This window comes from Enterovibrio paralichthyis (genome assembly GCF_019209835.1).
GTDB lineage: Bacteria > Pseudomonadota > Gammaproteobacteria > Enterobacterales > Vibrionaceae > Enterovibrio > Enterovibrio paralichthyis.
The window spans coordinates 1-13,127 of sequence record NZ_JAHUTS010000008.1 but is presented as its reverse complement, the minus strand read 5'-3'; the positions used below and the strand labels follow the sequence as shown (position 1 = coordinate 13,127).

The window sequence follows — 13,127 nt, the reverse complement described above, 5'->3', positions numbered from 1 at the left end:
GTTTTTATTGTGTTTCAGGCGTCAGGGTTTGCTCGCCACACCATGCTCCCTGAATAGCATTAATAAGGTTCTCAACACGGGGGTCGGCAATACGATAATAAACCGACTGCGATGACTTGCGCGTGGCAACTAACCCGGCCTGTCTGAGCACTGTGAGGTGCTGAGAGAATGCCGACTGACTCAGCGTACTGTTTTGCAATAAAAACGAGACGTTACGCTCACCTTCCCGCAACTGGCAAAGCACCATCAGACGCTCTGGATGCGAAAGAATACGCAATACTTTTGCCGCATCCGCCGCCTGATGCATGAGTTCCTGTGACATGGTTTTCCCCAATTTGGATTTGTTATATTAGATTTAACTAAATCAATTTATATTAGTCAAATCTAAATTAGAGAAATATCTGAGCAGTTTCTCTGAGAGCGGTGCAAAAAGAACGCCTGCCCTGTTGTTTTCAGCGGTTAATCCATGCGTTTCATCATCTTGCTTTCCCCTGCCGGCAATGTCACTCTTACGCCTAGTTGTAACGCAATGAGGAAACAGCGAATGACCACGACGGTTTACGGAATCAAAAACTGCGACACCATTAAGAAAGCACTGAAGTGGCTTGATGCAGAGGGCAAACCGTATACATTCCACGATTACCGCAAAGACGGTATCGATCAGGAAATGTTGAAAACGTTTGTGGAAAAACTGGGCTGGGAAGCGCTAGTGAATAAACGCGGTACGACATTCCGCGCGCTGTCTGAAGAGCAGAAAAACAACCTGGATGAAAACAACGCAATAGCATTGATGCTGGTGCATCCTGCAATGATCAAGCGCCCGTTGCTGGTGAGTGGTGAGACTTACCATCTTGGGTTTAAACCGGCCGAATATCAGGCCATTTTCAACGAATAAAGTAAGTAAAGGATATCCGACTACATGACAGACAGTGCTGTATTGTCGCTGGCCAAGGATTTGATCGGCCGCCCCTCTGTGACACCGGAAGATGCCGGATGCCAGGAATTGATGATCGCGCGCCTGGAGGCGCTGGGTTTCACCATCGAACGTATGGTGTTTGATGACACCACCAACCTTTGGGCACGCCGTGGCACAGAAGCGCCATTGTTTGCATTTGCCGGCCATACCGATGTCGTACCGGCAGGCTCGCTCGAACAATGGCACACGCCGCCGTTTGAGCCGACTGTGATTGACGGCTATCTCCATGGCCGCGGCGCTGCTGATATGAAAGGCTCACTGGCCGCCATGGTGGTGGCCGTTGAACGCTTTATCGCAGAACATCCTGACCACAAAGGGTCTCTGGCCTTTTTGATCACCTCTGACGAGGAAGGGCCATTTATCAACGGCACAACCCGTGTGGTGGATACCCTGATGGCGCGCAGTGAAATCATCGACATGTGTATTGTCGGCGAGCCAAGCAGTACCCACGCGGTGGGTGATGTGGTGAAAAACGGCCGCCGCGGCTCAATCACCGGTGATCTGACCGTCAAAGGCGTGCAAGGGCATGTGGCATATCCGCATCTGGCGAGAAACCCTGTGCATCAGGCACTGCCTGCGCTGGCTGAACTTGCCAACATTCAGTGGGATGAAGGCAACGACTTTTTCCCGCCAACCAGTTTCCAGATCCCGAATGTGGCTGCCGGTACTGGTGCCAGCAACGTGATCCCGGGGGATTTCCACGTTCAGTTCAACCTGCGCTACAGCACAGAATTAACTGATGAGGCCATTCAGGCACGCACCCATTCTGTGCTTGATGCTCATGGCCTTGACTATAATCTTAAGTGGACCTTTAACGGCAAACCGTTTTTAACCGACGCAGGTTCTCTGCTGGATGCCGTGGTCGAAGCTGTGGATGAAGTGAACCATGAAAAGCCACAACTTCTAACAACCGGGGGCACATCTGATGGCCGCTTTATCGCGCAGATGGGCAGTCAGGTGATTGAACTTGGGCCGGTTAATGCCACCATTCACAAGGTGAACGAGTGTGTGAAAATCGCCGATCTGGAAAAGCTGACCGACATGTACCAGAAAGTGCTGGAGAAAGTGCTGGGTTGATGACGCTGACTCCTGAGGTACTGACAGGCCAGACACGCAGCCATTTGACCGACGTCGATGGCTGCCTGATGCACCGGGATGTCATGGGGGATTTTCTGAACCTGAAAGCCGCCGCCAAATCCGCCGGGTTTGAACTTGCGGTGGCGAGTAGCTTTCGCGATTTTGAACGCCAGCAACTCATCTGGAACCTCAAATTTGAGGGACAAAGGGCGGTGCTGGATGACAACGGTCAGGCACTGGATATCTCTACCTTTACGGACAGAGAAAAGATTCTGGCAATCCTGCGTTGGTCTGCTTTGCCGGGTGGTAGCCGCCACCACTGGGGAACCGATTTGGATATCTATGCCAAAAACCTGTTGCCCGAAGGGGTATCGCTCCAGCTTGAACCCTGGGAGTACACCCAGGGGCACCAGACACCGTTTGCCGACTGGCTGACCGACAACCTCACCGCTTTCGGGTTTTATCGTCCCTACCAAAAAGATTTGGGCGGCGTAGCTGTTGAACCCTGGCATATCAGCCACCGGGAAACAGCACAGCAATACCTGACGGCATTAACGCCGGCGTTGCTGTCGACTGTGATCGCATCTTCAGCTGTTGCCGGGCGTGAGGCTGTCCTTGCCGAACTGGATTGGATATATTCTCAATACATCACCAATGTGAGCGAGGCCTGACAATGGACATACTGACTAACCCGTACGTGATCATCTTTATTGTGGTTGCCGTCGTGGTCAGCAACATCATGGCCCTGAAATATACCGCCAATGCCAAATTCGGTATGAAAGACAAAATCAAACCGAAAGACGAGCAGTCCAAAAGTGCCGATACCAAGACAGGAAACGGCGACGATGATGACCAGAACAAGTCATAATCCTGGTGATCACAAAGGCAGTGAAGGCTGCCTTTTTTGTCGCCCAAATTTTTTAAGCAAACGTTTGCGTTTTCAGTAACGGCCGTATTTCAGTTCTGGTATGATGCTCGCGTTCGGAGAATGAGAGTGAAGGAATCCCCCTCTCATCGCTAATTGTACGCAGTTTGCCGGTCAACCTTCTGGTCTTTCTGACCGGCTCAGCTTTAGATAGGAATGTCTCAATGAGCCTTGCTGATCAAGTTCTTGCCGTTAACGACGATCTTCCCATTCGTACCCATCTTCCGGTTCACAGCGGTAAAGTCCGTTCTGTCTACTGGCTGACCGAAGCAGACAGCCAACGTCTGATCAAAGAAAAAGGCTATAACGTTGCGCCGGATGCGCCTCTTGCGATCATGGTGATCAGCGACCGTATATCCGCGTTCGATTGTATCTGGCATGCAGAAGGCGGCCTGAAGGGTGTGCCGGGAAAAGGCGCAGCACTGAACGCCATCTCCAATCACTGGTTTAAGCTGTTCAAAGAAAACGGGTTAGCTGACAGCCACATCCTGGATATTCCCCATCCTTTCGTCTGGATTGTACAAAAAGCCAAACCGGTAAAAATTGAGGCAATTTGCCGCAAGTACATTACTGGTTCCATGTGGCGCGCATACGCCAAAGGCGAACGCGAGTTTTGCGGTATCGACCTGCCGAATGGACTCGAAAAAGACAAAGCATTGCCGGAGCTTCTCATCACCCCGTCCACCAAAGGCATCCTCAAAGGGATCCCAGGCGTGCCAGAAGCGGATGATGTAAACATTACCCGCAAAAACATCGAAGATAACTTCGCCGCATTCAATTTCTCCTCTGCCGATGATATCGCCCGCTATGAAACCTTGCTGAAAGAGGGCTTTGGCGTGATTAGCCAGGCGCTGGAAGAAGTGGGACAAATCTTCGTCGACACCAAATTTGAATTTGGTTATGTCACTGATGCCAACGGCAACGAAAAGCTGATCTACATGGATGAGGTGGGTACACCGGACTCATCACGTATCTGGGATGCAAAAGAATATGCAACGGGCAACATCGTCGAAAACTCTAAGGAGGGTTTCCGCCAGTTCCTGCTTAATCACTTCCCGGATCCAGATATCCTGTTGAACAAAGACCGTATGCCTGAGCGCGAAGCGCTGGCACGTGATAACGCCTTGCCCGTGGAGTCCTTGATGGATATTTCCCGCACCTATGTGGGCATTGCCGAAAAGATCACTGGACAGACACTGCATCTTAGCAATAACCCGAAACAGGAAATTGTCGATATCCTGAAGCAGGAATACGGGCTGGTGGACTAAGCGCCCACGTCTTTTTCCAGCACCCAGATAAAAAAAGAGGACGCCCAGGCGTCCTCTCATCGTTTGTTCCAACCGTCAGTTACGGTTCAATTTCTCAATCGCCGCACCCAACACAGGAGCCAGGCTTGCCAGCGCTTCTTCGCTGACTGGTTTTCCAGCACTGTCCGTCACGTTAATCGACGTACGGTTACCCAAGTCACCCAGCAGGATGCTGTATTTACCGCGACTCAACTGAAGTGGCTCAACAACCAGTTCTTCCCAAACCTCTTCATCCGGCGCTTTGTATTCCAACGTCAGCGTACCTTGTGAACGGTTACGGTCTTCAATGGTAAAGCCAAGCTTATCCAGAATGTTTGGCAGGCGTTCCCAGAACACATCATACGGTGCGCGGGCGATGATCACCGGCAGGCCACTGCGGTCTTTGCCAAGGCTGACTGGAATATTCTTCACCAGCTCCTGGGCGCGGATTCGAGCTTCTTCACGCAGCTCAGAGTCGTAACGTGCAGTAATAAAGTTCGCCATCTGCGCGTTGTAGCGGTCTTTGGATGCTGCAGTCAGGCCATCGGAAGAACCATTGCGTTTCCACTCTACCATCTGCATACGAAGACCATGACGGCCGCGGATTTCCTGTGGTGTCACCACATACCGGGATTCAATCACTTCATCATCGTCTTCGATAGTCCAGGTCAGCCAGTCAGTTTCAATGCCGTCCGGTGATGAGGTACGCACAGGGATCTGTGCATCCGCCACCATAGAATCAATCGTTTGCCACAGACGCTGTGCTTGCTCGGCACGTGGCAACCAGATGGTTACGCCTTCTGCATCACGCTCGTAGCGGGCACCGGGGATCAGCTCCAGAATCTGCTGCGGTGGACGAATGTCTACCTGCTGACCCAATGGGCCAATGAATTCTCGCTGTGGAATACCGTAGGCACCGGAAAACTCAGGTTGTTGATCCGGCAGGTTTTGCCATTGTGACAATGGCGGCGTTTCAAGGTACTTAAAATCATCTGACGCCTGACGGCGCGAATCACCGCCCGAGCAGGCCGCCAAGGAAGCGACCATCAATGCACTCAGGCTCAGTTTAAAAACAGGTTTCATTAATACTCCAACCCAGCGTTACAGCACGCCTGCATCCAGCAGAGCCTGCTTAACCGTAGGACGCAGCGCTGCATCCAGTTCGGTCAGTGGCAGACGCAACGTACCGTCCGCAATCAGGCCCATTTCATGCAATGCCCATTTCACTGGGATTGGGTTCGCTTCCACGAATAAATCTTTATGCAGCGGGATCAATTTTTCATTGATGGAACGGGCTTCGTCCATTTCGCCAGCCAGCGCCAGTTTCACCATACGGGCCATCTGCGCAGCTGCAATGTTGTTGGTAACAGAAATCACACCATGACCGCCCGCTTCGATAAAATCGAGGCCAGTCATGTCGTCACCACTCAGTAAGATAAAATCTTCGCCACAAAGTTCACGGTGCAGGCGCACACGCGACAAATCACCGGTCGCATCTTTGATGCCAACGATGTTTTCAAACTCAGCCAGACGCGCAACGGTTTCTGGTTTCATGTCAGCAACGGTGCGACCCGGTACGTTGTAAAGGACCTGCGGTAGTTCGGTAGATTCAGAAATGGCTTTGAAGTGCTGGAACAAACCTTCCTGTGAGGGTTTGTTGTAATAAGGCACCACACTCAGGCAACCTGCGATGCCGGAGCCAGCAAACATTTTGCTGAAAGTGATGGCTTCGTGGGTGGCGTTAGCGCCAGTACCGGCGATCACCGGGATACGCCCATCAGCAAATTCCAACGTTTTCAGAACAATCTTGATGTGCTCTTCGACGGTGACAGTCGCGGATTCACCGGTTGTGCCGACTGAGACAATCGCGTCTGTGCCTGCATTAACGTGAAAATCGACAAGATTTTTCAAACTGGCGTAATCGACTTCACCAGAGCTATCCATCGGTGTGACCAAAGCCACGATACTTCCTGAAAACATTTCCATCTCCAAAAACGCGTTTTGACCCATGGTACTTTTGGCGACAGGCAAAAACAAGCGTCGCACACCCGCCTTCTCCCCGTGTTTGAGCGGTTGATCACCGTGAAAATGAACGATATCGTGCTAACCAACGTATTGCCCGTCACCACAGCCGCTTATCTGCATTCTATTGCGACGCTTTGAAGGTCGCGGGCAGTTGTGCGGGCACAGAATAAAAACGGAGAAAAGGAAGAAAAATGCAAATGTTGAAAGCCGGCGTTGCCGCCCCTGAGTTCTCACTGCAAGATCAAAATGGAAACACTGTCTCGCTCAGCCAGTTCAAAGGCAAAAACAAGGTACTGGTTTATTTTTACCCGAAAGCGCTGACGCCAGGTTGCACTACCCAGGCATGCTCACTGCGTGACAGCAAGGCGGAACTGGATGCACTGAATACCGTAGTGCTGGGCCTTAGCCCTGATCCGGTGAAAAAGCTTAAAAACTTTGAATACAAGAAAGAGCTCAACTTTACCCTGCTGAGCGATGAAGACCATGCGGTGGCTGATGCCTTTGGCGTGTGGGGCCCGAAAAAGTTCATGGGTAAAGAGTATGACGGCATTCACCGCATCAGCTTCCTGATTGATGAAAATGGTGTGGTTGAGCATGTCTTCGACAAATTCAAAACCAAAGACCATCACGATGTGGTGATCAATTATCTCAAAGGTGAATAACCTTTCCGCCTTACGTGAAAAAGCCGTCTTCAAGACGGCTTTTTAAATTCTGTCACGCTCAGAGCCCTAGACCATCAAGGATGCGGGAAACGGCATTGCCAATGCTTCTGGATAGCCGCGTTCAAATGCCAACGCTTTGCCTTTCTCAACCACTTCTTCAGCCGACTGGGACAGAGTCAGCGGTAGGGTCGGATCCTGCCAGTCTTCAGGCAGGCTCGCCAAACCTTGCTGTTCAATGTGGGCAAGGATGCGATCTGCAGCCTGCAACGCGGATGAGGCTTTCACCAGCTCAATACGGGCATAGCGTTCACCTTCAAATGACGCATCCGCCGCACGCAGTGTCGGGTCATTGCCCGGAATTTGCTGCGCACCGCATAATGGCCGCCCCCCGACTTCTGCCTGCTCGAAATCCGGCAACCAACGGGTAAAGTGGCTGATCGCCCTTTGCGTCCGTTCACGGATTTCATCCCATGACCAGTCACCGTCGGCTTTTTGCACCATATCAACCGGCAATAGCGGCTGGGCCGATGCACTGCTGCTTTGCACCAGACCACCATCAAACAAGGTAATGTCCTGCGTCATTCCATGCAGTTGCACAAATCCTTGGGGGTAAGGCGTAAACTGCGCCATACCATTCGGGGTGCCGCGCTCGCCATGCACAATCACTTCCGGCCAGAGGCCCGGCTGTGACGGCCAGTGCGCCACATAGGCGGCTTTGTATTCGACCCAACGCTGGCGCGGAGTATTTGCCATGTCGTCCAACTGACCGGTACGGAATCCGGCAGCGTTGACCAGGTAGTCGACCTGCTCAATGCATCGCTCACCGTTTTCGTCACGGCTTTCCACCAGCCAGCCATTTTCCGTTTCTGTCAGCGCTTCAACACGGTGGCCAAATTTCACGTCACACAGTGGAGACTGATCCAGTGCCAGCGACGCCGTTGCTGCAAGGCGGAACACACTCAATCCGTATTCCTGCACAACCACCAGCGGATACTTGAAATTGTCCAATGGCATGTAATGCGCGAGAGGGATCATCCACTCCTGCGCCGTGGTCGGTGACGATGGCAAAGGCTGGGTGGCGAGATGCTCCATGTCAGCTTTAAAGAACAGGGTGAAGTATTGGTCCGGGTGACCCAGCACAGCATTTTCCGCATCGTCTTCAATCAGCTTACGATAGTGCGCCGTCAACGCTTCCAGGCGTGGCAACAGGTGCGCAGGTTCTCCGTCGTCTGATACCGGGACAGCAATCACGGTCGGGCGGCGGTTCATGGCATGCGGATAAGCTCGCACGGTCGCAATGGATTGCTCCAGCAGCGCAATACACTGCGCCTCAGAGATTTCGCGATAAAGGTTGCCACCGGCATGAAGGTGACAAATAGGCGGGCCGCTGACCAGGCTTCGACCAGCTTCAAACAGCACTGTATTTATGCCAACACCGGCAAGTTTAAGCGCAGCCGTTGAGCCGGCAACACCACCGCCAACGATGCCGACGGTAAAGGGACGATTCTCGTTCACCACGTTTTCTTTCCCACCCAAACTGATCGTATCTGTCATTTTTATATATTTAACTTTTAGGCCTAACTGATTTCACCATGCTTGATAGCGAATAACTTTTTACAGCAGAAAGATAAAGAGACCTTCACTCAGGTCTCTAATCAATACTTCTGATCGTAACTCTCAGATCATTTTAGCGGTTTGATTCTGCCATCGCTTCATCTTCAGACTCTTGCGACGGCAAGGCGTTCCATACCGCTTTAACCAGAGTTGCAAGTGGGATCGCAAAGAAGACGCCCCAAAACCCCCACAAACCACCAAACACCAACACAGCGACGATGATTGCGACAGGGTGCAGGTTAACCGCTTCTGAAAACAGTACCGGTACCAGCACATTGCCATCCAGCGCTTGGATAATGCCGTACGCCAGCATCAGGTACCAAAGATCCGGGCTTACTCCCCACTGGAAGAGTGCCACGATAAAAATAGGTACTGTCACTGCTGCAGCACCGATGTATGGGATCAGCACAGAAAGACCAGTTGCCACACTAAGCAGTGCTGCATAGCGAAGATCCAGCACCGCGAAAGTAATGTAGCTCGCGATACCGACAATAATAATCTCGGTGACTTTTCCGCGGATGTAGTTGGAAATTTGCTCATTCATTTCCACCGCGACCTTGTTGGTCAGGCGACGGTTACGCGGCAAAACAGCCTTGAATGACGATAACATCTGCTCTTTGTCTTTGAGCAGGAAAAAGACCAGCAGCGGCACCAGGATCAGATAAATGGCCAGCGCAGCAAGGCTGACCAAAGAAGAAAGCGAGCCTTTCACCACGGTTTCACCCAGCCCCAATACCCGGCTTTGCACGGTATCAATAAAGGTGTTCACCATTTGAGGTTGGATAAGGTCAGGATACTCCTGCGGCAGATGGGACAAATAACGCTGGAAGTCGTTGAACATGGTGGGAATATCTGCTGTCAGGTTCACCACCTGCGTCCAGATAGTTGGCATCAAGCCAAAGGATGCCAGCAGCATAAAACCGACAAACAGGGTAAGCACCACCACGACAGATATGGTGCGGTTCAGCCCTACCTTGACCAGTTTCATGACCGGCCACTCCAACAGGTAAGCCAGAACAATAGCGACCAGTAACGGAGCCAGCAGGTTGCCGAAAAAGTAAATGACAATGAAACCGACAACCAGCAACGCGATCAGGCTGACGGCGTGCGGGTCTGAGAACCGTCGTTGATACCAACGGTTGAGCATTTCTAGCATGTAAAATCCTGTTTTAAAGTTTGGTGACGTTAAATACCGTCGCATCATGTAAACGCCGACGTTCAAACACAAACCCATTACTCTCGAGGTAACGGGGGATGTCCTTCAACGCACCGTTGTCCGTAACATAGAGCGCTAGCTGCTGTCCCTGCCCTAACAGCGCGCAAGCTCTTTTTGCCAGCAGCAGCGCCATTGGGCAGCGCTGCTCGCGCAAATCAAGGGATTGAATTTCCATTCTTTCTCACTGACCGCTATTATCGTCGGCATTGTATACTCAATCGTTGGCAAAGTCAGAACCTCTTGCCTGCCGTGTTGTCTATCAATACACCACCGTCCGATTTTTGCGTGCTGGAGGCACCAATTTCTGTCATGCAGCTTTTCAAGAAAGCCACTACCAGCCTGCTCATCGCGTCGATTGCCCTTTCCTCTCCGGCAATGGCGACTTCCTATAACGATCTCCCAGACATTGGCACCGTCGCGGCTGGCACTCTGAGCGTAGAAAAAGAAATAGAGTATGGCGATGCTTACATGCGTATGCTTCGCAGCAGTCAGCCCATCGTCAACGATCCGCTGATGTCAGACTATGTCTCTGCACTGGGCGCCAAACTGGTTGCCAATGCCAACGATGTTAAGACACCTTTTGAGTTTTTTCTGATCCGTAATCGTGACATCAACGCCTTTGCTTTTTTTGGTGGTCATGTCGCCTTGCATACTGGCCTGTTTTTACACGCCCAGACAGAAAGCGAACTCGCTTCTGTGGTTGCCCATGAGATAGCCCACTTAACCCAGCGCCACCTTGCACGCGCCATGGAAGAGCAGGCGCGGCAAACACCGCTAACCATGGCAGCCCTGATCGGCTCGCTGATGCTGGCAATCGCCGCACCGCAGGCAGGCATTGCCGCGGCACAGGCAACCACGGCAGCGTCTATTCAGGGACAGATCAACTACACCCGCAGCAACGAAAAAGAAGCTGACCGCATTGGTCTGGATACCCTGTCCCGCTCCGGCTTTGATGTGAATGCGATGCCCCGCTTTTTCACCCGTATGGCTGACCAGTACCGCTTTGCGACCAAACCGCCACAGTTTTTGCTGACGCACCCATTGCCGGACTCCCGGATCACTGATTCTCGAATCCGCGCCCAGCAATATCCGCAACACACTGTCCCGCTTTCACCGGAATACCATTTGGCACGGGCGCGGGTGATTGCCCGTTTCGCAGGTATTGAGCCAGCAGCGGCGGAAGACTGGTTTGACCGCGAACTAAAAAATGCGTCTCCCGCTCAAGCACAGTCACTGAATTATGGCAAGGCATTGGTCAACATCGACCGTCGCGAATTTGCCAAAGCCGAAGCGCTGATCAACCCCCTGCTGAAAGTGCAGCCTAACAACCTTTTTTACCTCGATGCGGCGACCGATCTCGACGTGGCTCAAAAACAGTATGACAGCGCGCTCAAGCGTCTGAACAAGGCTCTCGAAAGCCAGCCGGCAAACCGTGTCTTACTGATAAACCGCGACTATGTGCTGGTGAAAGCCGGGAGATTTAAACAGGCCATCGGCGGGTTAGTGAAATACACCCACCGCTTCCCGACCGACATCAATGGCTGGTCACTGCTGCAGGAAGCGTACGACAGCGATGGTGTCCGCCATGGTGCCTTGGCGGCACAGGCGGAAATTTATGCCTTACAGGGGCGTTGGCCGAAAGCCATTAACAATTACACACAAGCGAGCCAACTGGTGGATCTTGGCAGCCTTGATCAAGCCCGTTACGATGCACGTATTGACCAACTGCGGGTGCAGGAAGCACGTTACGCCCAGTTGGAACGTTAAGCCGAATAATCCAAAACAAGAAAACGCAGCACCTTGCGTTCAAAAAGGAGTTCTCATGTCAGTCACCATTTACCACAACTCACGCTGCTCCAAGAGCCGACAAACACTGGCACTGCTGGAAGAGCGTGGCATTACCCCTGACGTTGTGGCCTATCTGGACACCCCACCTTCAGCGGAAACTATCAAAACGCTGCAGGCTCAACTGGGTTTCGACTCCCCGCGCCAAATGATGCGCACAAAAGAAGACCTGTATAAGGAACTTCAACTGGCCGATGCCTCTGATGAACAGCTGATCCTGGCCATGGTGGAGAATCCAAAACTGATCGAGCGTCCGATTGTGGTCGCTAACGGCAAAGCGGCGATGGGCCGTCCACCGGAAAACGTGCTTACTATCCTGTAATGACAGAGATACTGGTTCTCTACTACAGCCGACATGGCGGGACGCGGAATATCGCCCGCCTGATCGCCCGGGGTATTGAGGCTAAGGGTGCAGTTGCCAAACTGCGCACCGTGCCAGAGATCGCTTCTGCCGGTGAGCCATTACCCGCGAGTGAGCCGTCAGACCCTCTGGTCACGCTGGAAGATCTTGCCACGTGCGATGGGTTAGCCATGGGGAGCCCGGTACGTTTTGGCAATATGGCAGCGCCACTCAAGCATTTCATTGATAGCAGCGCCAAAGCATGGCTGGCAGGAACGCTGATTGGCAAACCCGCCATGGTGTTTACATCCGGCTCCATGCTGCACGGTGGACAGGAAACCACCCTGCAATCGATGATGCTGCCGTTACTGCACCATGGCATGGTGATAGTCGGCCTGCCTCACTCTGAACCGGCACTTCATACTACCCAGGGTGGTGGTTCACCCTATGGCCCTTCCCATGTAACGGCAGAGGATCGCCGCACTGCCGATGCAGATGAAAAAAGCCTTGCACTGGCTGCAGGTCGCCGACTGGCACATATCGCCTCGCGCCTCAAAGATTGATAAAAGGAGTTATCCGTTGTTTTCTTCAAGTTCAACCCTGCGTCCGCTTGCTTTGGGCGCGTACCTGTCTCTGATTGTCTGGGTCGCATTGTGGCACGCTTTTATTTCCCCTCATCCGCACATTAATCCATATGGCGTTACCATCGCCTGGCTTATACCGCTGCTGTTCCCGCTCAAAGGTATTTTGCAAGGCAAACCTTACACTCACGCCTGGGCCAACTTTGTACTGATGTTTTACTTCCTCCATGCCCTGACCCTGCTTTGGGTTGATGAAGGTGAGCGCCTTCTGGCATTGGTGGAATTGCTCCTGACATCCATTTCGTTTGTCGCCAATATTTACTACGCCAAACGCAAAGGCAAAGAGCTGGGGCTTGGACTGAAAAAACTGTCACAGGTTGAAAAAGAAGAGAAAGCGCGGTTTGGACAGTAGTCCTATGACGGAAGCACTAAAAGAAAAAAGCAGGCCTGATGCCTAATGCCAGTCAGTTAAGCTGACTGGCTTTCTTTTTATTGGGGTATTTCTTTGCCTTAGGCTTCACGGCTCTCGGGTATATTCGATCTTCTCGCTTAATGGGCAACACATGATGTATCGCCTCCT

The 13,127-nt window shown here is 52.2% G+C and carries 16 protein-coding genes; 10 read left to right on the top strand and 6 right to left on the bottom strand.

Annotated elements, in window-relative coordinates:
• Nucleotides 1-4 precede the first annotated feature (4 nt).
• Complete coding sequence (locus tag KU854_RS11345) at nt 5-322, bottom strand: ArsR/SmtB family transcription factor (RefSeq protein WP_054780599.1); 318 nt, start codon at nt 320-322, stop codon at nt 5-7.
• Nucleotides 323-544: 222 nt separating this feature from the next.
• Here KU854_RS11345 and KU854_RS11340 point away from each other — a divergent pair, with 222 nt between their 5' ends.
• The 5 genes from KU854_RS11340 to KU854_RS11320 all read left to right on the top strand — a co-directional run bounded on the left by KU854_RS11340 (nt 545) and on the right by KU854_RS11320 (nt 4,246).
• Nucleotides 545-895, top strand: a complete 351-nt coding sequence (locus KU854_RS11340) for an ArsC family reductase (protein WP_054780600.1) — start codon at nt 545-547, stop codon at nt 893-895.
• Nucleotides 896-919: 24 nt separating this feature from the next.
• The gene (dapE, locus tag KU854_RS11335) at nt 920-2,053 is read left to right on the top strand and encodes a succinyl-diaminopimelate desuccinylase (protein WP_218358671.1); all 1,134 of its coding nucleotides are present in this window, start codon (nt 920-922) and stop codon (nt 2,051-2,053) included.
• A complete protein-coding gene (locus KU854_RS11330) occupies nt 2,053-2,724 on the top strand; it encodes a M15 family metallopeptidase (protein WP_218358670.1) in 672 nt (223 codons plus the stop codon). Before dapE ends, KU854_RS11330 begins: the two co-directional genes overlap by 1 nt.
• A gap of 2 nt (nt 2,725-2,726) precedes the next feature.
• Nucleotides 2,727-2,921, top strand: coding sequence for a DUF2897 family protein (locus KU854_RS11325; RefSeq protein ID WP_054780602.1), 195 nt, complete (start codon nt 2,727-2,729; stop codon nt 2,919-2,921).
• 221 nt (nt 2,922-3,142) lie between these two features.
• On the top strand, nt 3,143-4,246 hold the full coding sequence (locus tag KU854_RS11320) for a phosphoribosylaminoimidazolesuccinocarboxamide synthase (protein WP_218358669.1): 1,104 nt from the start codon (nt 3,143-3,145) through the stop codon (nt 4,244-4,246).
• A 75-nt stretch (nt 4,247-4,321) separates the two neighbouring features.
• Here KU854_RS11320 and bamC read toward each other — a convergent pair whose 3' ends face one another.
• Together bamC and dapA are read right to left on the bottom strand one after the other, a co-directional pair.
• The gene (gene bamC / locus KU854_RS11315; protein ID WP_218358668.1) at nt 4,322-5,347 is read right to left on the bottom strand and encodes an outer membrane protein assembly factor BamC; all 1,026 of its coding nucleotides are present in this window, start codon (nt 5,345-5,347) and stop codon (nt 4,322-4,324) included.
• A gap of 18 nt (nt 5,348-5,365) precedes the next feature.
• The gene (gene dapA, locus KU854_RS11310; RefSeq protein WP_218358667.1) at nt 5,366-6,244 is read right to left on the bottom strand and encodes a 4-hydroxy-tetrahydrodipicolinate synthase; all 879 of its coding nucleotides are present in this window, start codon (nt 6,242-6,244) and stop codon (nt 5,366-5,368) included.
• Nucleotides 6,245-6,480: 236 nt separating this feature from the next.
• Here dapA and bcp point away from each other — a divergent pair, with 236 nt between their 5' ends.
• Entirely contained in the window at nt 6,481-6,951 is a 471-nt protein-coding gene (gene bcp, locus KU854_RS11305; protein ID WP_218358666.1) for a thioredoxin-dependent thiol peroxidase, read from the top strand.
• Nucleotides 6,952-7,017: 66 nt separating this feature from the next.
• On the opposite strand, the gene KU854_RS11300 is transcribed toward bcp, so the two are convergent.
• The 3 genes from KU854_RS11300 to KU854_RS11290 form a co-directional block, all read right to left on the bottom strand.
• Entirely contained in the window at nt 7,018-8,505 is a 1,488-nt protein-coding gene (locus tag KU854_RS11300; RefSeq protein ID WP_218358665.1) for an FAD-dependent oxidoreductase, read from the bottom strand.
• A gap of 133 nt (nt 8,506-8,638) precedes the next feature.
• Complete coding sequence (locus tag KU854_RS11295) at nt 8,639-9,721, bottom strand: AI-2E family transporter (RefSeq protein WP_218358664.1); 1,083 nt, start codon at nt 9,719-9,721, stop codon at nt 8,639-8,641.
• 13 nt (nt 9,722-9,734) lie between these two features.
• Entirely contained in the window at nt 9,735-9,956 is a 222-nt protein-coding gene (locus tag KU854_RS11290) for a sulfurtransferase TusA family protein (protein ID WP_218358663.1), read from the bottom strand.
• A 134-nt stretch (nt 9,957-10,090) separates the two neighbouring features.
• On the opposite strand from KU854_RS11290, the gene bepA reads away from it, so the two are divergent.
• The 4 genes from bepA to KU854_RS11270 are packed head-to-tail and all read left to right on the top strand — an operon-like array spanning nt 10,091 to nt 12,959.
• A complete protein-coding gene (gene bepA / locus KU854_RS11285) occupies nt 10,091-11,548 on the top strand; it encodes a beta-barrel assembly-enhancing protease (RefSeq protein WP_218358662.1) in 1,458 nt (485 codons plus the stop codon).
• 55 nt (nt 11,549-11,603) lie between these two features.
• Entirely contained in the window at nt 11,604-11,948 is a 345-nt protein-coding gene (gene arsC, locus KU854_RS11280; RefSeq protein WP_218358661.1) for an arsenate reductase (glutaredoxin), read from the top strand.
• Nucleotides 11,948-12,529 carry an NAD(P)H:quinone oxidoreductase gene (wrbA, locus tag KU854_RS11275; RefSeq protein WP_218358660.1) on the top strand — a complete coding sequence of 194 codons (582 nt, stop codon included), beginning with the start codon at nt 11,948-11,950 and terminating at the stop codon, nt 12,527-12,529. The genes arsC and wrbA overlap by 1 nt, the downstream gene beginning before the upstream one ends.
• A 16-nt stretch (nt 12,530-12,545) precedes the next feature.
• Nucleotides 12,546-12,959, top strand: coding sequence for a DUF2069 domain-containing protein (locus tag KU854_RS11270; protein ID WP_255555532.1), 414 nt, complete (start codon nt 12,546-12,548; stop codon nt 12,957-12,959).
• Nucleotides 12,960-13,127 lie beyond the last annotated feature (168 nt).

What these genes read in the sequence shown, in the direction of transcription:
- KU854_RS11300 (WP_218358665.1), bottom strand. Translation starts at nt 8,505, where the DNA reads ATGACAGATACGATCAGTTTGGGTGGGAAAGAAAACGTGGTGAACGAG.
- bcp (WP_218358666.1), top strand. Translation starts at nt 6,481, where the DNA reads ATGCAAATGTTGAAAGCCGGCGTTGCCGCCCCTGAGTTCTCACTGCAA.
- KU854_RS11330 (WP_218358670.1), top strand. Translation starts at nt 2,053, where the DNA reads ATGACGCTGACTCCTGAGGTACTGACAGGCCAGACACGCAGCCATTTG.
- dapA (WP_218358667.1), bottom strand. Translation starts at nt 6,244, where the DNA reads ATGTTTTCAGGAAGTATCGTGGCTTTGGTCACACCGATGGATAGCTCT.
- KU854_RS11290 (WP_218358663.1), bottom strand. Translation starts at nt 9,956, where the DNA reads ATGGAAATTCAATCCCTTGATTTGCGCGAGCAGCGCTGCCCAATGGCG.
- bepA (WP_218358662.1), top strand. Translation starts at nt 10,091, where the DNA reads ATGCAGCTTTTCAAGAAAGCCACTACCAGCCTGCTCATCGCGTCGATT.
- KU854_RS11325 (WP_054780602.1), top strand. Translation starts at nt 2,727, where the DNA reads ATGGACATACTGACTAACCCGTACGTGATCATCTTTATTGTGGTTGCC.
- dapE (WP_218358671.1), top strand. Translation starts at nt 920, where the DNA reads ATGACAGACAGTGCTGTATTGTCGCTGGCCAAGGATTTGATCGGCCGC.
- wrbA (WP_218358660.1), top strand. Translation starts at nt 11,948, where the DNA reads ATGACAGAGATACTGGTTCTCTACTACAGCCGACATGGCGGGACGCGG.
- bamC (WP_218358668.1), bottom strand. Translation starts at nt 5,347, where the DNA reads ATGAAACCTGTTTTTAAACTGAGCCTGAGTGCATTGATGGTCGCTTCC.
- KU854_RS11340 (WP_054780600.1), top strand. Translation starts at nt 545, where the DNA reads ATGACCACGACGGTTTACGGAATCAAAAACTGCGACACCATTAAGAAA.
- KU854_RS11320 (WP_218358669.1), top strand. Translation starts at nt 3,143, where the DNA reads ATGAGCCTTGCTGATCAAGTTCTTGCCGTTAACGACGATCTTCCCATT.
- KU854_RS11295 (WP_218358664.1), bottom strand. Translation starts at nt 9,721, where the DNA reads ATGCTAGAAATGCTCAACCGTTGGTATCAACGACGGTTCTCAGACCCG.
- KU854_RS11345 (WP_054780599.1), bottom strand. Translation starts at nt 322, where the DNA reads ATGTCACAGGAACTCATGCATCAGGCGGCGGATGCGGCAAAAGTATTG.
- arsC (WP_218358661.1), top strand. Translation starts at nt 11,604, where the DNA reads ATGTCAGTCACCATTTACCACAACTCACGCTGCTCCAAGAGCCGACAA.